19 protein-coding genes are annotated in these 17,363 nt (G+C 68.5%); 11 read left to right on the top strand and 8 right to left on the bottom strand.

Annotation, left to right across the window (positions count from 1 at the left end; genetic code table 11):
- Window positions 1-7: 7 nt before the first annotated feature.
- From VMT40_RS12690 to VMT40_RS12670, 5 genes are all read left to right on the top strand, one after another.
- A complete protein-coding gene (locus VMT40_RS12690; RefSeq protein ID WP_326311695.1) occupies window positions 8-421 on the top strand; it encodes a globin in 414 nt (137 codons plus the stop codon).
- A gap of 134 nt (window positions 422-555) precedes the next feature.
- Complete coding sequence (locus tag VMT40_RS12685) at window positions 556-2,151, top strand: glycoside hydrolase family 13 protein (protein ID WP_326358171.1); 1,596 nt, start codon at window positions 556-558, stop codon at window positions 2,149-2,151.
- 77 nt (window positions 2,152-2,228) lie between these two features.
- On the top strand, window positions 2,229-2,507 hold the full coding sequence (gene ctaJ / locus VMT40_RS12680) for an aa3-type cytochrome oxidase subunit CtaJ (protein ID WP_326358170.1): 279 nt from the start codon (window positions 2,229-2,231) through the stop codon (window positions 2,505-2,507).
- Complete coding sequence (locus VMT40_RS12675) at window positions 2,494-2,961, top strand: DUF5130 family protein (protein ID WP_326358169.1); 468 nt, start codon at window positions 2,494-2,496, stop codon at window positions 2,959-2,961. Before ctaJ ends, VMT40_RS12675 begins: the two co-directional genes overlap by 14 nt.
- Before the next feature lie 132 nt (window positions 2,962-3,093).
- Window positions 3,094-3,585 (top strand): helix-turn-helix domain-containing protein, encoded by a 492-nt coding sequence (locus tag VMT40_RS12670; RefSeq protein ID WP_442789955.1) that lies wholly within the window; start codon window positions 3,094-3,096, stop codon window positions 3,583-3,585.
- A 130-nt stretch (window positions 3,586-3,715) separates the two neighbouring features.
- Here VMT40_RS12670 and VMT40_RS12665 read toward each other — a convergent pair whose 3' ends face one another.
- Window positions 3,716-4,306, bottom strand: coding sequence for a ClpP family protease (locus VMT40_RS12665; RefSeq protein ID WP_326358168.1), 591 nt, complete (start codon window positions 4,304-4,306; stop codon window positions 3,716-3,718).
- Between the two features lie 36 nt (window positions 4,307-4,342).
- A complete protein-coding gene (locus VMT40_RS12660) occupies window positions 4,343-4,945 on the bottom strand; it encodes a ClpP family protease (protein WP_326358167.1) in 603 nt (200 codons plus the stop codon).
- 180 nt (window positions 4,946-5,125) lie between these two features.
- On the opposite strand from VMT40_RS12660, the gene VMT40_RS12655 reads away from it, so the two are divergent.
- Complete coding sequence (locus tag VMT40_RS12655; protein WP_326358166.1) at window positions 5,126-5,257, top strand: hypothetical protein; 132 nt, start codon at window positions 5,126-5,128, stop codon at window positions 5,255-5,257.
- 97 nt (window positions 5,258-5,354) lie between these two features.
- Here VMT40_RS12655 and pepN read toward each other — a convergent pair whose 3' ends face one another.
- The gene (gene pepN / locus VMT40_RS12650) at window positions 5,355-7,946 is read right to left on the bottom strand and encodes an aminopeptidase N (RefSeq protein WP_326358165.1); all 2,592 of its coding nucleotides are present in this window, start codon (window positions 7,944-7,946) and stop codon (window positions 5,355-5,357) included.
- Window positions 7,947-8,119: 173 nt separating this feature from the next.
- Here pepN and VMT40_RS12645 point away from each other — a divergent pair, with 173 nt between their 5' ends.
- A complete protein-coding gene (locus tag VMT40_RS12645; RefSeq protein WP_326358164.1) occupies window positions 8,120-8,956 on the top strand; it encodes a phosphoribosylaminoimidazolesuccinocarboxamide synthase in 837 nt (278 codons plus the stop codon).
- A gap of 26 nt (window positions 8,957-8,982) precedes the next feature.
- Here the strand turns inward: VMT40_RS12645 and VMT40_RS12640 are convergent, their stop codons facing one another.
- Window positions 8,983-9,669 carry an NAD(P)H oxidoreductase gene (locus tag VMT40_RS12640; RefSeq protein ID WP_326358163.1) on the bottom strand — a complete coding sequence of 229 codons (687 nt, stop codon included), beginning with the start codon at window positions 9,667-9,669 and terminating at the stop codon, window positions 8,983-8,985.
- A gap of 119 nt (window positions 9,670-9,788) precedes the next feature.
- On the opposite strand from VMT40_RS12640, the gene VMT40_RS12635 reads away from it, so the two are divergent.
- On the top strand, window positions 9,789-10,727 hold the full coding sequence (locus tag VMT40_RS12635; protein WP_326358162.1) for an AraC family transcriptional regulator: 939 nt from the start codon (window positions 9,789-9,791) through the stop codon (window positions 10,725-10,727).
- A gap of 7 nt (window positions 10,728-10,734) precedes the next feature.
- Here VMT40_RS12635 and VMT40_RS12630 read toward each other — a convergent pair whose 3' ends face one another.
- The 3 genes from VMT40_RS12630 to VMT40_RS12620 form a co-directional block, all read right to left on the bottom strand.
- On the bottom strand, window positions 10,735-12,159 hold the full coding sequence (locus VMT40_RS12630) for an RNA polymerase sigma factor (protein WP_326358161.1): 1,425 nt from the start codon (window positions 12,157-12,159) through the stop codon (window positions 10,735-10,737).
- Window positions 12,156-12,557 (bottom strand): YciI family protein, encoded by a 402-nt coding sequence (locus tag VMT40_RS12625; RefSeq protein WP_326358160.1) that lies wholly within the window; start codon window positions 12,555-12,557, stop codon window positions 12,156-12,158. The genes VMT40_RS12630 and VMT40_RS12625 overlap by 4 nt, the downstream gene beginning before the upstream one ends.
- A gap of 106 nt (window positions 12,558-12,663) precedes the next feature.
- Window positions 12,664-13,860, bottom strand: a complete 1,197-nt coding sequence (locus VMT40_RS12620; RefSeq protein WP_326358159.1) for an NAD(P)/FAD-dependent oxidoreductase — start codon at window positions 13,858-13,860, stop codon at window positions 12,664-12,666.
- A gap of 201 nt (window positions 13,861-14,061) precedes the next feature.
- On the opposite strand from VMT40_RS12620, the gene VMT40_RS12615 reads away from it, so the two are divergent.
- Window positions 14,062-14,709, top strand: coding sequence for a mycothiol-dependent nitroreductase Rv2466c family protein (locus VMT40_RS12615; protein WP_326358158.1), 648 nt, complete (start codon window positions 14,062-14,064; stop codon window positions 14,707-14,709).
- A 91-nt stretch (window positions 14,710-14,800) separates the two neighbouring features.
- Here VMT40_RS12615 and VMT40_RS12610 read toward each other — a convergent pair whose 3' ends face one another.
- Window positions 14,801-15,979 carry a M48 family metallopeptidase gene (locus VMT40_RS12610; protein ID WP_326358157.1) on the bottom strand — a complete coding sequence of 393 codons (1,179 nt, stop codon included), beginning with the start codon at window positions 15,977-15,979 and terminating at the stop codon, window positions 14,801-14,803.
- A 92-nt stretch (window positions 15,980-16,071) separates the two neighbouring features.
- Here VMT40_RS12610 and VMT40_RS12605 point away from each other — a divergent pair, with 92 nt between their 5' ends.
- Together VMT40_RS12605 and VMT40_RS12600 are read left to right on the top strand one after the other, a co-directional pair.
- Window positions 16,072-16,542, top strand: coding sequence for a ribose-5-phosphate isomerase (locus VMT40_RS12605; protein ID WP_326358156.1), 471 nt, complete (start codon window positions 16,072-16,074; stop codon window positions 16,540-16,542).
- A 3-nt stretch (window positions 16,543-16,545) separates the two neighbouring features.
- Entirely contained in the window at window positions 16,546-17,358 is an 813-nt protein-coding gene (locus VMT40_RS12600) for an Fpg/Nei family DNA glycosylase (RefSeq protein ID WP_326358155.1), read from the top strand.
- Window positions 17,359-17,363: the final 5 nt, after the last annotated feature.

The following is a 17,363-nucleotide window of genomic DNA, read 5'->3' as shown; positions in this document are numbered from 1 at the left end:
GGGCAGAATGGGTGTCGTGACTTCGGGCGAGCAGACTGCAACTTCCTTCTACGAGGCCGTGGGCGGCGAGGAGACCTTCCACCGCATCGTGGCGGCCTTCTACCGCGAGGTGGCCGAGGACGAGGTGTTGCGGCCGCTGTATCCGGAGGCGGATCTGGGTCCCGCCGAGCGACGGCTGCGCATGTTCCTCGAGCAGTACTGGGGCGGCCCGCGCACCTACTCCGACGAGCGCGGCCACCCGCGACTGCGGATGCGGCACATGCCGTTCAAGGTGGGTCCGATCGAGCGCGACGCCTGGCTGCGGGCCATGCACATCGCGGTGGCCGAGATCGAGCCGGAGGTGCTCGACGACGCGCACCGGCAGCAGCTGCTGAACTACTTCGAGATGGCCGCCAATTCGCTCATGAATTCGCCCTTCTGAATTCGTTCCGTAGAAGACGCAGTGCCCCACAGCGATTCCGCTGCATCGCCGCCGCGCGCTGATCATTTGCTGAAACTGGACAAGTCCCGCCGACGGGCACGCGAAAGTCGGTGTGCTTTGGCACCATTACGGCTGTGACTGATATTTCCGCCAGGGCCGGGGGCGGGACCGCGCAGGTCCCGTGGTGGCGATCGGCCGTTTTCTACCAGGTGTATCCGCGTTCCTTCGCCGACTCCGACGGCGACGGGGTCGGCGATCTGGGTGGACTGCGCGACAAGCTCGGCTATCTGGAGTTGCTGGGGGTGGACGCGCTGTGGATCTGCCCGGTCATGCGCTCGCCCATGGCCGACGGCGGCTACGACGTATCCGATCCGCGCGATATCGATCCGCTGTTCGGTGGGATCGCGGCGCTGGACGAGATCATTCTCGAGGCGCACGACCGGGACATGCGGGTCACCATGGACCTGGTGCCCAATCACACCAGCGATCAGCACCCCTGGTTTCGGGCGGCGCTGGCGGCGGGGCCGGGGAGCCCGGAGCGGGCGCGGTATCACTTCCGGGACGGGCGCGGGCCCGACGGCGCTGCGCCGCCGAACAATTGGCCGAGCATCTTCGGCGGACCGGCCTGGACCCGGGTGACCGAGCCCGACGGCAGACCCGGGCAGTGGTACCTGCACATTTTCGCGGCCGAGCAACCCGATCTGAACTGGGAAAACCCGGAGGTCGCAGCCGATTTCGAACAGACCCTGCGGTTCTGGCTGGATCGCGGTGTGGACGGGTTCCGGCTCGATGTCGCGCACGGTATGGCCAAGCCCGAGGGCCTGCCCGATATGGCCCGCCTGCCAACCCGGATGCTGCACCTCGACGACGATGATCCGCGCTTCAACAACCCTGGCGCGCACGAGATTCACCGGCGCATCCGCAAGGTGCTGGACGAATACCCGCACGCGGTCTCGATCGGCGAGGTGTGGGTCAACGACAACATCCGCTTCGGCGAGTACGTCCGGCCCGACGAGCTCCATCTGGCCTTCAACTTCCGGCTGGCCCAAACTCCGTTCGAGCCGGACCGAATTCGCGAGGCCGTGGAGAATTCGCTGATCGCCGTGGCCGGGGTAGGGGCTTCACCCACCTGGACGCTGTCCAACCACGATATCGAGCGCGAGGTCACCCGCTACGGCGACGGCCCGGTCGGCCAGGCGCGGGCGCGGGCCATGATCATGCTCGAATTGGCGTTGCCCGGGGCCGTATTCATCTACAACGGAGCCGAATTGGGGCTGCCCAATGTCGACGATCTGCCCGAGGCGGCGCTGCGGGACCCGACCTGGGAGCGATCCGGGCACACCGAGCGCGGCCGGGACGGCTGCCGGGTGCCGCTGCCGTGGGAGGGGGACCGACCCGCGTTCGGATTCACGACGGGCACACCGTGGCTGCCCATGCCGCCGGGGTGGGCGATGCTGACCGTGGAGAAGCAGTTGGAGCGGCTCGAGTCGATGCTGTCGCTGTATCGCATGGCCATCGAATCTCGGGCGGTGCGGCCGGAATTCGCGGGCGGGCTGGAGTGGTACGGGAGTCCGCCCGGCTGTCTGGCGTTCCGACGCGAGGGCGGTTTGCTGTGCGTGCTCAATGCCACCGACGCCCCGATTCTGTTGCCCGCCGGGGACGTCTTGTTGGCGAGCGCGCCGATTAGTGGAAGGAAACTTCCGGCAAACTCGACTGCCTGGCTCGTCTGAAAGGCGAATATTACGACACGGTCGCACTACCCCTTACCGGTCGTAGTAGTCGCGGGCGCATCGACTACCGTTGGGCCGTGAGCATTCTCCAGACAGTGCTGATCTACGTCGGCATCCCGGTCGCGATCTATCTGGTGATCGCCGGTTTGTCGTTCCTCGGCAAGCCGCTGCCGGGCAAGAAGCCGGCACACTATGAACTCGGTGAGAAGTGGACCCAGCCCCCGGTGCTGTGGAGCGCGACCGACGAGGTGACCGTCTCCGGCCACCACGACACTGCTGATTCGCATGGCAACCATGCGGCTATCGACTCCGCCCCGGCGGACCTGATCGGAGGCCGGGCAAGTGGCAACTTCTAATTGGCCCGCGGTGAACCAGGCCGACCTACCTCACGGCTACGCGATCACCACCAGCGGCCGGGTCTCCGGTGTGCACGAGGCGGGCGATCTGTTCAACGACGCCCCGTTCACCGACCGCGAGCGGCTGCTCATGGACAACGCTCTCACCGATGCCACTCGCGCCACCAAGGTGCGGTTCAACATCTACATCGGTGACCTGGGCGCCGACGCCGCCGCCGGTGCGGACGCCCTGTTCCCCTCCACCCCCGAGGCCGCCCGCTCGGTCCTGATCGCGGTGGACCCGAACACCAGCTCCGTCGAGGTGCGCTCCGGCCGCGACGTCGCCGAGCGCGCCAACGACCGCGTCTGCCAGCTCGGCGCGACCGCCGCCACCAGCTCCTTCCGTCAGGGTGAGCTGATCGACGGCCTGGTCTCCGCCGTGCGCGTGATGGCCGCCGCCATCGGTCGGGTCTGATCCGCCGAAGGCAGTCCAGCCCCGAATCCCACGGATTCGGGGCTGTTTCATTTCTGCCGCGGAAGTCCCGGCCCGTTCGCCCACAGCAGATCGGGGCGCGGGGGCGGAGCGCTGGCACTTAGGCTCGGGCTTATGGCCGAGCATCCGCGTTTGACAGCTATTCCCGGTGGCCTCGACGAGACGGGGCGGGGGGAGCGGCGCGGAGTCTCGCCCGCTCGCGACGTGAGTGTCGTGCCCGCCCGCGATTCGGGTGTCGCGCCCGCCCGCGAGGTGTCCGGGCGGGAGCGGCCGGGGGCGGTGCGGCCGGACACCGGGCGCGAGCCGTTGTGGCGCGAGGCGCTCGGGGCGCAGTTGCGTTCGCGGCGCTTGGAATTGGGGGAGAAGCTCACCGAAACCGCTGGGCGGGCCGGGATTTCGCCGCAGTACCTGTCCGAAGTGGAGCGCGGCCGTAAGGAACCCTCGAGCGAGATGATCGCCGCCCTCGCGGGGGCGCTGGGCACCACCCTCAGCGGGCTGACCCTGCGAGTGGCCCAGGAGCTGCGCAATCGTCAACTGGCCTCGTTCACTCGCACGACCGTCCCGCAGCGGTACTCCGGCCAGGCCATGCTCTCCCTGGCCGCCTGATCCCACGGCCATTCGGGCCACGCAGCTCTCCCGGCGGTATGACCTCCGCCAGCGGGAGCGCTGGCCCGCGAGAATGTATTGGTGCGGTGGCCTTTTCGGGCTTTGCCGCACCAATACGTGCTCGTCGGAGTCAGTTGCGGGGGCCGAGGATGGTGTCGGCGAGGCCGTAGGTGAGGGCGGCTTCGGCGGTGAAGACGCGGTCGCGGTCGGTGTCTCGGCGCAGGGTTTCGGGGGATTGGCCGGTGTGGGCGGCGAGGATTTCTTCGACCTGGGCCCGCATGCGGACGATTTCGTCGGCCTGGAGGATGAGGTCGGGGATGGTGCCCTGGCCGCGGATCGCGGGCTGGTGCAGGACGATTCGGGCGTGCGGCAGCACATTGCGGCGGCCCTTCGCGCCACCCGCCAGCAGGACCGCACCCACCGCGATGGCCTGCCCGACGCAGGTGGTGACCACGGGGGATTGAATGTGCTGCATGGTGTCGTAGATGGCCAGCATGGCCGACAGGTCGCCGCCCTCGCAGTTGATGTAGAGGTTGATGTCCTGGCCGGGGCTCTCCGCGTCCAGATGTAGCAACTGGGCGATGAGGGCGTTGGCGACGCCCGCGTCGATGGGCGTGCCCAGGTAGACGATTCGTTCCGTCAGCAGGTGCGAATAGACGTCCATGATGCGTTCGCCGCGCGGGTCGCGCGCGATGACGTTCGGGATGGTGTAGCTGGTCATGCTGTACCTCCTGGAAAGGGGCGGGGCCGCAGGCGATTACGCCGAGATGCCCAGGCGCGGACGGTCGGGGATCACCTGGTTGAAGGACTCCACGATGCCGTCGATGAAGCCGTATTCGCGGGCCTCGGTGGCGGTGAACCAGCGGTCGTGCAGGGAGTCCTCGAAGACGCGGTCGTAGGGTTGCCCGGTGTCCTCGGAGATGCGGCTGAGGATGGTCTGCACGGTGTAGCGCAGATCGTCGGCCTGGACCTCCACCTCGACCGCGCTGCCGCCGATGCCCGCCGAGCCCTGGTGCATGAGGATGCGGGCGTGCGGGAGCGCGAGCCGACGCCCGCGGGTCCCTGCCGACAGCAGGAATTGACCTGCGCTGCAAGCCAATCCGAGAGCTAGGGTGGAGACCTCGCAGGGGATCAGACGCATGACGTCGCGGATGGCGAGCATGGCCGGAACCGAACCGCCGGGGGAGTGGATCCACAGCGAGATCGGCGCGTCCGAATCCTCGGCCGCCAGCGTCAGGAACTGCGTCATGAGCAGCGCGCCATTGTCGTCGTCGAGCTGGCCGTCGAGCACCAGCACCCGGCGGGCGTAGAGCTGTTCGCGGGTCCGCCAGTTGAACATCGGAGTCTTGTTCTCTGCCATGACTTCACGGTGCCGCAAACCACCGGCGAAAGTCCGGTCGCGCTGCTGTCAGCGGATCCGCTCACAGCAGCGCGGCGCGGACCCCGGAACCGGGGGCACCGGTTCGGAGGGCTTCAAACCGGGGCTTTCTCGCTCTAATGTCCGGAGCGCTAAGGGAATTGGGAGTAGAGAAAGGTATTCATGAACTTCGTGGCGATCTCCACCGGCAGCGCGGTGACCGATCTGGCGGTGACCCTGCTGAGGCTGCTGGGCATCACGTCCATGTGCACGATCTCGGCCAATTACGCCGGGTGCAATGGACAGCCCTGGTAGGCGGCCCCGACCCTTTCCGGGGCAGTGAACGACAGCCCCTCCCGAGTCTCTCGGGAGGGGCTGTCGCTGTGTGAAAGGCGTTGCCGTACGGCCTTTTCTAGCCGCGGTCGAAGGCGCGGGCGCGCAGCGAGCGCTCGATGCCCGCCTTGCCCTCGATCACCAGGCGGCGCAGGGCGGGCGGGTGGTCACCGGCGAGGAACTTGTCGGCCACCGCGACGGCCTCGTCGGTGACGGCCCAGTGCGGGTAGAGGCCGACCACCACGGTCTGCGCGACCTCGCTCGAGCGGCGCTCCCACACCGAGGCGATCTCGGCGAAGTAGCGCTCCACGAACCGGGCCAGCAGTTCGGCCTGGCCCGCGGGGGCGAAGCCGCTGACGATGGCGCGGGCGGTGATGTTCGGGACCGTGTCATCGCCCATCACGGTGTTCCAGGCCTGCTCCTTGACCGCCGCCTGCGGGCGGGCGGTGGCGGCAGCGGCGGCCTGGCGACGGCCCGCGGCGGTGTCGTCGCGGGCGAGTTCCTCGTCGATGAGCGGGGTTTCGATGCCGTCGGAGTCGATGGCACCGGCGGCCGCGAGCGCCTGGGTGAGCCGCCAGCGCAGGTCGGTGTCGACGGTCAGGCCCGCGAGGCCGACGCCCTGCGGGTCTTCGGCGAGCAGCTGGCGCAGCACCTGCACGTGCTGGGGCGAGAGCAGCGAACCGGTGAGCGCGTTGACGAAGGCCAGCTGGTGATCCGAGCCCGCACCGGCGGCGCGGGCCAGCTCCAGCAGGCGGTCGGCGTAGGCGGGCCAGCCTTCCGACGCCGCCCATTCGGGGTCGGCGTAGGCGCTCAGCGCGGTATTGGCCTGCATGAGAAGCCGTTGCACGACCCCGATTTCCGTTTCCGCGCCGACGCCGCGCTGCACCAACGCCACGAAGTCGCGGGCCTTCATCTCGGCCTGGCGGGTCATCTCCCAGGCGGCCGACCAGGCGAGGGTGCGCGGCAGCGGCTCGGCGATATCGGCGATGCGCGCCACCACCGTGTCGAGGGAGTCGGCGTCGAGGCGGACCGAGCAGTAGGTGAGATCGTCGTCATTGATCAGCACCAGCTTGCCACGGCCGACGCCGACCAGCTCGGGCACCTCGGTGCGCTCGGCCGGGTCGATATCGAGCTCGACGCGCTTGGTGCGCACCAGCTTTCCGTCCCGATCGTCGTAGACGCCGATGGCCAGCCGGTGCACGCGGCGCTCACCGGCACCCGGCTCCGCGCCCTCCTGAATGACGGTGAAGGAGGTGAAGTTGCCGTCCGCGTCCACGGTGAAGTCGGGGCGCAGGATGTTCAGGCCGGTGGTCTTGAGCCACTGCGCGCCCCAGTCCGACAGGTCGCGGCCCGACGCCTTCTCCAGCGCGCCGACCAGATCGTCGAAAGTGGCGTTGCCGAAGGCGTGTTCGGTGAAATAGTCGCGCAGACCCGCCAGGAACGGCTCCTGACCGACATAGGCGACGAGCTGCTTGAGCACGGAAGCGCCCTTGGCGTAGGTGATTCCGTCGAAGTTGACCTCCACGGCGGCCAGATCCGGGATGTCGGCGGCAATGGGGTGGGTGGAGGGCAGCTGGTCCTGCCGGTACGCCCAGGACTTCTCCACATTCGCGAAAGTGGTCCAGGCATTGGTGTATTCGGTCGCGCCGACCTGGCACAGCACCGAGGCGAAGGTGGCGAAGGACTCGTTCAGCCACAGGTCGTCCCACCACTTCATGGTGACCAGGTCGCCGAACCACATGTGCGCCATCTCGTGCAGGACGGTCTCGCAGCGGCGCTCGTAGGAGGCGCGGGTCACCTTGGAGCGGAAGACATAATCCTCGAGGAAGGTCACCGCACCGGCGTTCTCCATGGCGCCCGCGTTGAATTCGGGCACGAACAGCTGGTCGTACTTGCCGAAGGCGTAGGGCACACCGAAATTGGTGTGGTAGAAGCCGAAGCCCTGCTTGGTCTCGGTGAAAAGCCGTTCGGCGTCCATGAATTCGGCCAGCGAGGCGCGGCAGTAGATGCCCAGCGGGATCTCGCCGTGCGAATCGCGGTAGGTGTCGGTCCATTTCGCGTACGGACCGGCGATGAGCGCCACCAGGTAGGTGCTCATGCGCGGGGTGGTGGCGAAGGTGTGGCGGACCACGGTGCCGATCTTGTGGGTGTCCACGACCGCGCCGTTGGAGATGACCTCCCAGTCCTCGGGCGCGGTGACGATGATGTCGTAGGTGGCCTTGAGGTCGGGCTGGTCGAAGCAGGCGAACATGCGCTTGCAGTCGGCGGTTTCGAACTGCGAGTACAGGTAGACCTTGTTGTCGGTGGGGTCCACGAAGCGGTGCAGGCCCTCGCCGGTGTTGGAGTATTCGCCGTCGGCCTCGACGACGAGCTCGTTGCTGGCGGCCAGATTCGGCAGCGTCAGGCCCTGCTCCTCGTCGTAGCCGCTGACGTCCAGGGCCACGCCGTTGAGGACGGCCGAGCGCACGCCCGCGCCCACGAAGTCGATGAAGGTCTGCGCACCCGGGGTCGCGGTGAAGGTCACCGTGGACTTGGTGTGGAAGCTCTCCCGGCGCGGTTCCTCGGCATTGGTGGGCTGGCCGGTCAGGTCCAGTTCGACCCGGTAGTTCTCCACCTGGACCGTCGCGGCGCGTTCGATCGCCTGCTCGCGGGTGAGATTCGGTGCGGACAAGGGGGCTCCTTAGCTCTCGGAGAACTGCTGCCGTGCAGGTGCACCCGGCTCGAGGGGCGGCGCTGCCCGCGGTCCGGTGCGTGATGCGGTGTTCCCCACAATGCCATGTCCGGGTGATCGAAGGTGGTGGGTACGCTGTGCGCGGCAGCAATCGCCCAGCACGAGGAGGACCGTTGAAGCACATCCACGCCGGTAAGGTGCGCGACCTGTACGAGGACGGCGATTCGCTGATCCTGGTCGCATCCGATCGGGTGTCGGTGTACGACGTGGTCCTGCCGACGCCGATCCCGGACAAGGGCGCGCTGCTCACCCAGCTGTCGAACTGGTGGTTCGGGTTCTTCTCCGATGTGCCCAACCACATTCTGTCCACCACCGACGTGCCCGCCGAGTTCGCGGGCCGCGGCGTGCGGGTCAAGCCGCTGAAGATGGTGAAGGTGGAGTGCATCGCGCGCGGCTACCTGACCGGCGGCGGCCTCGCCGAGTACCGGCGCTCCGGCACCGTGTCCGGGATTCCGCTGCCGCCCGGGCTGCGCGACGGCGACAAGCTGCCCGAGCCCATCTTCACCCCCACCACCAAGGCCGACGAGGGCCACGACGAGCCGATCAGCTTCGCCGACGTGGTGAACCAGGAGGGCCGGGAGATCGCCGAGAAGCTGCGCGACCTGACCCTCGAGATCTACTCGCGCGGCGCGGATCACGCCGCCGCCCACGGCGTGATCATCGCCGATACGAAGATCGAACTCGGTTGGGACGGTGACGTTCTCACCGTGGGCGACGAGGTGCTGACCTCCGACTCCTCGCGCTTCTGGCCCGCCGACGACTACGAGCCGGGCCGCCCGCAGAAGTCCTTCGACAAGCAGTTCGTGCGCGACTGGGCCACCTCCACCGGGTGGAACAAGGAGTACCCGGGTCCGGAGATTCCGGCCGAGGTGATCGACGTGACCCGCCAGAAGTATGTCCAGGCGTATGAGTTGATCACCGGCAACAAATGGAACGGGGTCGGCGTCTAACGCCTCGGCCGGTCATCGGCGCGTGATCAGGCCGGAATCGACTCGGCGGCAAGGAAGTTCGTGACGAACTCGTCGGCGCGGCGCTCCAGGTCGGCGTATTGCGCCGCGCGTTCCGCGCCGACGGTGGCCGGTTCGATCACCAGCTGCCCGTCGGCGTCCAGGCGCTGACGGCGTTCCTCGGTATCGGGCAGCAGGCCGACGGTCGAGTGCGCGAAGCCGCAGTAGTAGGCGATTCCCACATTGAGCTGGCCCTCGAGGGCCAGCCGCATATTGGGCACGAGCGGGTCGGCCGCGCCCAGGCCCGCGAGCGCGAGCCAGAGGATCCGTTTGCCCGCGAGCCCGGACTTGCTGCGGCCGTAGGCGAGACCGTAGTTCCACACCCGGTCGATCCAGCCCTTGAGCAGCGCGGGCGTGCTGGCCCAATAGACCGGGAAGGCCACGACCACGAGGTCGGCGGCGAGGATGCGGTCCATGTGGTCGTGGACCTCGCGCGAGTAGGTCTTGTCACGATTTCCCCAGTCGGGTTGGTCGGCCACGGTCATGCGCGGGTCGAAGCCCTCGGCGTGCAGGTTCAGCAGGTCGATGCGGTATCCGGCGGCTTCCAGGCGGGCGGCGGCGCGGCGGGCGATGTGGGCGGTCAGCGAATCGGAGCGGTGATGGGCGACCACGACCAGTGCCGTGCGGATATTCTGATCGATATCGTTGTGCGACAAGGGATTTCCTCCTGGATCGGTAGTGCTTGCGGTCCGGTGCCTCCAGTACACCCGCCCGGGTGTGGACGATCCATGGGTGATCAGCTTCATTGGATAGGAATTCGTCTACGCTGGAGCGAGTGGATCCTCTGAGCAGACTGTTGGGCGGTATTCGCGCCGAAGGTTCGGTGCTGACGCATGCCGTCATGCCCGCACCCTGGACCATCCGGTTCGCCGATCGCGCCCCCCTCACCATGATCACCGTCCTGCGCGGCGGCGGGGTGCTGCTGCTGCCGGATGGCACGCAGCGGACGCTCGGGGCCGGTGACACCGCGCTGGTGCGCGGTCCGGACGAATTCCGCTTCGTCTCCGAGGATTTCGCGACCGCGGATGGTCACCATGTTCGCCCGACCGAATACGAGATCGCCTGCTTCATCGGCGATTCCGAATGCTCGGGCGAGGAATTGACCGGAATCCATTGGGGCAGTGAGGCCGACGCCACCGCGTTGCTGGTCGGCGCGTACCGCACGTCCACCCGTCGCCACGACCGCCTGTTGCGCGCACTGCCGGAATTCCTGGTGATCCACGAGAACATGGACACCTGCGCCTGGTTCGAGCAGGCCGCCGCCTCGGCGGTCGACCAGAGCGCGGGCTCGCAGGCCATGATGGATCGTCTGCTGGACTGGAGTCTGGTGTGCACGCTGCGCACCTGGTTCGAACAGGCCGGGCCCGACGCCCCGACCTGGTTTCGCGGCCTGTCCGATCCGGTCGTGGCCCCGGCCCTGCACGCCATCAACACCACCCTCGGAGCGCCCTGGACGGTGGCCTCGCTGGCCGCCGAATCACAGGTCTCCCGAGCCTTTTTCGCCAAGCGCTTCGCCGCCGTCATGGGCCAGCCGCCCCTGACCTACCTCACCGCGGCCCGCATGGACGAGGCCGAGGAACTCCTCACCGACACCGACCTCACCGTCGCCCAGATCGCCAAATCCGTCGGCTACGCCGACCCGTTCGGCTTCTCCGCCGCCTTCAAACGCCACCGCGGCCTCAGCCCCACCGCCTTTCGCGCGGCGGCCGCCTGACCCGGCGTCAGGTGGCGCGGCGGAGGCGGGCGGCGCGGATGGTGAGGTAGTCGCGTTCGGGGAGGCTGGTGGTGGCTCGGGCGGCGGCCGCGTAGGCGGCGATGGCTTCTTCTGGGTCGCCTGCCATTTCGTAGAGGTGACCGCGGACGGCGGCCAGTCGGTGATTGCCCGCCAGTGAATCCTGAAGCGTGTCGGTGAGATCCAGGCCCGCTTGGGGGCCGTGCACCATGGCCAGGGCGACCGCGCGATTGAGGGTCACCATCGGGTTGGGGGATTGGCGTTCGAGGGCGTTGTACAGCAGGAGAATTCGGGGCCAGTCGGTGTCCTCGGGGCGCAGCGCCTGGGCGTGCAGGGCGGCGATGGCGGCCTGGATTTGATATTGGCCGATGAGGCCGCTGCGCACGGACGCGGTGGCGAGCCGCACACCCTCGATGATCATTTCGCGGTCCCACAGGCTGCGATCCTGTTCCGCGAGCGGGATCAGCTCGCCGCGTTCGCCGGTGCGGGCCGCGCGCCGGGCGTCGGTGAGCAGGAGCAAGGCGAGCAGGCCGGTGACCTCCGGATTGTCCGGTAGCGCGCGAAACAGGGCCCGCGCCAACCGGATCGCCTCGGTCGACAGGTCGGCCCGATGTAGCCGATCACCGCCGCTGGTATGGCCCTCGGTGTAGATCAGGTAGAGCACCCGCAGCACGTTGTCGAGTCGCTCATTCCATTCCCCCCGTTGCCCATTCGCCGCGACGGGCATGGCGAACGGCCGTTCCTCGGCGGCCAGCCGCTTCTTGGCGCGTGTGATCCGTTGCGCCATGGTGCGTTCCGGCAGCAGAAAGGCGCGCGCGATCTCCTCGGTGGTCAGACCTCCGACCGCGCGCAGGGTCAGCGCGATGGCGCTCGCGGGCGTCAGTGCTGGATGACAGCACAGGAAGAGCAATGTCAGCGTGTCGTCCCGGCCCGCGGCACCCGACGCACCGCCGAGCCCATCCCGGACCGGCCGATTGCCGTTCGGTGCGTCGCCGCTCGGACGGTCGGCTCGGCCGGGTCCCATGCCGACGCCGAAGGCGTTGGGCCGCGCCGAATCCGGCGGACCCGCCAGCCCCGGCAGCTCCGCATCCGCCAGTGCCGCGATGGCGGCCTCGGCCGGATCAGGCGCGGTCTGTTGCCACGCGGGATCGCGAACCGCATTGGCGGCCTCGCGATTCCGGCGAGCCGATTCGGCGCGGATCGCGTCGATCAGGCGGCGCTGGCCGACCGAGATGAGCCACGCCCGGGGGTTGTCGGGGATGCCATCAGCGGGCCATTGGGTGGCGGCGGCGAGCAGCGCCTCCTGGACGGCGTCCTCGGCGGCGTCGAAGTCGTTGTAGCGGCGCACGAGTGCGCCGAGGACCTGCGGCGCGAGATCGCGCAGCAGGTCCTCGAGGGTGCGGTCCGCCGTCACAGGTCGGTGGTGGGCGCGCTCATGATGGGACGCACTTCGATGTACTCACCGATCGGCTTGCCGCCCGGGCCGGGGGCCGCGGACGCCTTGGCGGCGATCTCCACGGCACGCTCGGGGGAGTCGACATCGATGATCCAGTACCCGGCCAGGAATTCCTTGGTCTCCGGGAAGGGCCCGTCGGTGACCACCGGCGCGGAACGGCCGTCGGACATGACAATGCGCGCCTGGCCCGGATCGGCGAGGCCCTGGGCGTCCACGAGCTCGCCGGACTTGGCCAGTTCCTCGCCCAGGGTGCGCTGGAAATCGATGTGCGCCTGGATCTCCTCGGGCTCCCAGTCGCCGATGAAGGTGTCGCAGTAGGCGGCGGGGGAGTAGGTCTTGATCAGGATGTACTTCACGATCGGCTCCTTCGTCTGTGCGCGCCCCGGTGGCGCTCTCGTACCCAGGGTCGGAGCCGTGCACGCCGGGTCGACGTACTCCTCACTCCCAGTTCTATGACCGCGGTCACAGAGTGTCGGGATCCACGGCCTCGCCACCGAGGATCAGCTGTTCGATCTTGTCCGTCACATCCCACACGTTCACGTTCATTCCGGCCAGCACCCGATTCCCGGAGTCCAGCCAGTAGGCCACGAACTCGCGCTTACCGAGATCGCCGCGCACCACGACGCGCGCCTGCTGCTTGGGCGCGACGTAGCCGGTGTACTCCATGCCGAGGTCGTATTGGTCGGTGAAGAAGTAGGGCAGGCGGTCGTAGACGGCCGGTTTGCCGAGCATGGTCAGCGCCGCGATCGCGGGCTGGTTGAGCGCGTTGGCCCAGTGCTCCACCCGGATTCGCTGTTCGAGCACCGGATGCAGCTGATCGGCGATATCCCCGACCGCCACAATGTCCGGGTCGCTGGTCGCGAGGCTCTCGTCCACGAGCACGCCGCCGCCGACGGCCAGCCCGGCATCGTCGGCCAGTTCGATATTGGGTCGCGCGCCCACGGCCATCAGCACCGCGTCGGCCTCGATCACGGTGCCGTCGTCGAGGCGCACCCCGGTGGCCCGCCCGTCGGCGACGGTGATCTCGCCGACCTTGGCCCCGCACCGCAGATCGACGCCGTGCTCGCGATGCAGCTGCGCGAACACCTCGCCCATCTCGGTACCGAGTGCCGCCTGCAAGGGCACCGATTCCGCTTCCAGCACAGTCACTTCCACGCCCGCCGCCCGCGCCGCCGCGGTGACCTCGAGCCCGATCCAGCCGCCGCCGATGACGGCCAGCCGCCGCGCGGTGCCGAACATGGCCAGCAGGGCATCGGAGTCCTCGATGGTGCGCAGCGTGTACACGCCCTCGGCGTCCGCGCCCGGCAACCGCAGCAGGCGCGGGCGGGATCCGGTGGCCAGTGCCAGCTTGTCGTAGGGCAGCGTCGTACCGTCCGGCAGCGCAATCGTTTTCGTGGTGCGGTCCACGGCGGTGACGGTGGTGCCGAGCAGGACCTCGACATGGTGATCGCGATACCACTGCGCGGGATCCACGGTGAAGTCGACCAGCGCCTTCTTGCCCAGTAAATGCTCCTTGGACAGCGGCGGCCGCTCGTAGGGCAGGTGTTCCTCCGCGCTGACGAGCGTGACCGTCCCGTCGAAGTCATTGGCGCGCAAGGCTTCCGCGAGCTTCGCCGCGGCCAGCCCACCTCCCGCGATGACGAACCTGGATGTGGTCATGCCGAAACCTCCCTGCTGCCGCGGTCGGGTTCCACCCCGACGCATTTCCCGACGAGGCCGATATTCCGACACTAGCCCCGGCCGGAGGGGGCGGAGCGGAAATATCGGCAACAATCCTGGTTGTTGCGCATGGAGTACGGTCGCGAGCGTCTGGTGTAGAGCGCTGCCCCGGGCCGTCGACAAGCTGCGAAAGGACTTCCTGTGAGCGACACCAAGAAGGACCGGGTCGATTTCTGGTTCGACCCGCTGTGCCCGTGGTGCTGGATCACCTCCCGCTGGATCCTCGAGGTCGAGCAGGTGCGCGATATCGAGACGCACTTCCACGTCATGAGCCTGTCGGTGCTCAACGAGGGCCGCGAGGGCCTGCCCCCGCAGTACGAGGAGCTGCTGGCGACCGGCTGGGGCCCGGTGCGCGTCGCCATCGCGGCCGCCCAGGAGCACGGCGACAAGGTGCTGCTGCCGCTGTACACCGCCATGGGCACCCGCCTGCACAACCGGCGGGCCGAGTACGAGCGCGACGACGCCTCGCGCGCGGAGGTGCTGGCGCAGATCATCTCCGAGTCGCTGGCCGAGGTGGGCCTGCCTGCGCAGCTGGCCGAGGCCGCCAATGCCACCGATTTCGACGAGGCCCTGCGCGCCTCGCACCACGCCGGTATGGACAAGGTCGGGCCGGATGTCGGCACCCCGACCATTCACATCAACGACGTCGCGTTCTTCGGCCCGGTACTGTCGCGCATTCCGCGCGGCGAGGAGGCGGGCAAGGTGTGGGACGGCGCGGTCGCGCTGGCCTCCTACCCGCACTTCTTCGAGCTGAAGCGGACCCGCACCGAAGATCCGCAGTTCGACTGAGCTCGCGGAGTAGTCGACGCGCCGTCGCGAACAGTGATCGGGCGGGGTCCGCACAGGGCGGACCCCGCCCGATTGCCGTCGCCGCGAAACCTCAGTTGGGGCCGCGGTATTCGTGGTAGGTCGGGGTGTCGCCGTACTCCTGCGGTGCGCCGTATCCCTGTGGAGCGCCGTACCCGGGAGTCGTGCCGTACCCCTGGGGATTTCCGAAGCCGCCTGGGCTCGGCGGCTGGTAGCCGCCGTAGGGCGGGGGCAGGACCGGTTGCGTCGGCGCGCTGGGGCGCCAGAACAGCTTGCCGTGGCGGCTGCGGTCGCGCAGGGCCCACATGCGCCAGGTCAGCACGGGATGGCTGGCCATGGCGTTCACGATCCAGACGAAGAAGCCCTTCTCCTGCGCGGCCCGGTCGGCCATCTCGTCGAAGCTCACCAGATTGTTGAGGTATTTGCCGCCCGCGAGGGTCTGCATGGCGGCGGGCGCGCCCTGCGGCCGATTGCAGAAGCCGTGATTGTCGGCGGTGTACTCCTGGGCGCGGATCAGCGAGATGCCCAGGATCGGCACATAGGAGCCCGCGAACATGCCGAGCTGCCGCCAGTACGAGACGTGCCCGGCCGCGATGTGCCCGACCTCGTGGCCGATGATGAACGCCAGCGCGTCGGGATTGCGTGCCGCGCCGCCGATTTCGAACAGATCGCTGTAGACGACCACGAAGCGCCGGAAGCCGTGCCCGGAGGCGAAGGCGTTGATCTGGCCGTTGCCCAGCACCACGTAGGCGTCGGGCACCTTCTTCAGGCCGAAGCGGGCGGCCGCCTCCTGCACCATCCGATAGCCCTCGGGGAACTGCGTGGGCGACATCTTGATGCCGTTGATGCGTTGGGTCGCATAGGTCATACCGCGGATCAGATAGACGATCAGCGGCGCGAACACCAGGAGCAGGGTCAGCTGCCCGGCATTACCGGTGACCAGGAGCAGCAGCGCGATCAGATACGCGATGACAGTGATGATGACGACGATCACCAGCAGCGGGATCTCCCAGCTGTGGCGCGCGGGCATGCCGTACGGGGACAGGCCGCGGGTCTGCTGCACCACCGGTGGCGGGGGCGGTGAATACGACTGCTGTGGACCCCAACCCGGCGGGCCCAGGCGCGGGTCCCACCCGGACACGCCGTTGATCGTGGCGACGGGTTGGCTTCCGGTGCTCGGCTGCCCCGGTAGCCCGCCAGCGGTTTGCCCCCCGTAGGCGTTCGGCGGTTGCGATCTGTCGTCGGACGTCATGCCTGGATAGTACGTTTCAGCGCACAGGTCGGTTCGGCCTCGGTGAGAGCCCCCTGCCGACCGACCGCGAGCGCCCTGACACAATCGCTGCCATGCGCGTATACCTGGGTGCCGACCATGCCGGTTTCGAACTGAAGAACCACGTCAAGACTCACCTCGAGGGCCAGGGCCACGAGGTCGTCGACTGCGGCGCGCTGGAATACGACGCCCTCGACGACTACCCGGCCTTCTGCATCGAGGCCGCCCGCCGCGTGGTGGCCGACCCGGGCTCGCTGGGCTTCGTGTTCGGCGGCTCCGGCAATGGCGAGCAGATCGCCGCCAACAAGGTGCCCGGCGCGCGCTGCGCCCTCGGCTGGAGCGTGGAGACCGCGCAGCTGGCCCGCCAGCACAATAATGCCCAGTTGCTCGGCATCGGCGGCCGCATGCACACCACCGAGGAAGCCCTCGCCATCGTCGACGCCTTCGTGACCACCCCGTGGTCGAACGAGGAGCGCCACCAGCGCCGCATCGACATTCTCTCCGAGTACGAGAAGACCGGCGTCCCCCCGGCCCTCCCGAACTGACCTGTGCCCGAAGGTCATACGCTGCACCGCCTCGCGAAGCTGCACCACAAGCGCTTCGCGGGCGGTCAGGTCCGAGTCTCCAGCCCGCAGGGCCGCTTCGCCGACGGCGCGGCACTGCTCGACGGCCGCGTCCTGACCCGCGCCGAAGCGTGGGGCAAACACCTTCTGCACCACTATGATTCGGGCGTCACCCTGCACATCCACCTGGGCCTGTACGGGAAGTTCACCGAATCCTCGGTCCCGATGGACCCGCCCGTCGGCGAGGTCCGCATGCGCCTCATCGGCGGTGGCCGCAAGGGCGAACTCCACGGCACCGACCTGCGCGGACCCAACGCGTGCGAAATCCTGCACGCCCCCGAGGTCGACGCCCTCACTTCCCGTCTCGGCCCCGACCCGCTGCGCCCCGACGCCGACCCCGACCGCGCCTGGCACCGCATCAGTCGCTCCCAACGCCCCGTCGGCGCACTGCTCATGGACCAGAAGGTCCTCGCCGGAGTCGGCAACGTCTACCGCGCGGAAGTCCTCTTCCGCCATGGGATTTCACCCCATCGGCCGGGAAAGTCGTTGAGCCGCAGCGAATGGGACGAGATGTGGACGGACCTGGTGGCCCTGATGAAAATCGGCGTCCGCCGCGGCCTGATGCACGTCGTCCGCCCCGAACACGACCACGGCGCACCCTCCTACGCACCCGACCGCCCCCGCACCTACGTCTACCGCCGCCTCGGCGACCCCTGCCGCCTGTGCGCCACCCCGGTCCTCCATTCGGTCATGGAGGGCCGCAACCTCTTCTGGTGCCCGACCTGCCAGCCGGGCTGACGGAC

The organism is Nocardia sp. CDC160 (assembly GCF_035818795.1).
GTDB lineage: Bacteria > Actinomycetota > Actinomycetes > Mycobacteriales > Mycobacteriaceae > Nocardia.
Note: the sequence above shows the minus strand (reverse complement) of the source record. Positions and strands in the feature narration are given on the sequence as shown.

What these genes read in the sequence shown, in the direction of transcription:
- VMT40_RS12655 (WP_326358166.1), top strand. Translation starts at nt 5,126, where the DNA reads ATGAACTTCGTGGCGATCTCCACCGGCAGCGCGGTGACCGATCTGGCG.
- VMT40_RS12665 (WP_326358168.1), bottom strand. Translation starts at nt 4,306, where the DNA reads ATGACCAGCTACACCATCCCGAACGTCATCGCGCGCGACCCGCGCGGC.
- VMT40_RS12610 (WP_326358157.1), bottom strand. Translation starts at nt 15,979, where the DNA reads ATGACGTCCGACGACAGATCGCAACCGCCGAACGCCTACGGGGGGCAA.
- VMT40_RS12670 (WP_442789955.1), top strand. Translation starts at nt 3,094, where the DNA reads ATGGCCGAGCATCCGCGTTTGACAGCTATTCCCGGTGGCCTCGACGAG.
- VMT40_RS12660 (WP_326358167.1), bottom strand. Translation starts at nt 4,945, where the DNA reads ATGGCAGAGAACAAGACTCCGATGTTCAACTGGCGGACCCGCGAACAG.
- VMT40_RS12620 (WP_326358159.1), bottom strand. Translation starts at nt 13,860, where the DNA reads ATGACCACATCCAGGTTCGTCATCGCGGGAGGTGGGCTGGCCGCGGCG.
- VMT40_RS12690 (WP_326311695.1), top strand. Translation starts at nt 8, where the DNA reads ATGGGTGTCGTGACTTCGGGCGAGCAGACTGCAACTTCCTTCTACGAG.
- VMT40_RS12605 (WP_326358156.1), top strand. Translation starts at nt 16,072, where the DNA reads ATGCGCGTATACCTGGGTGCCGACCATGCCGGTTTCGAACTGAAGAAC.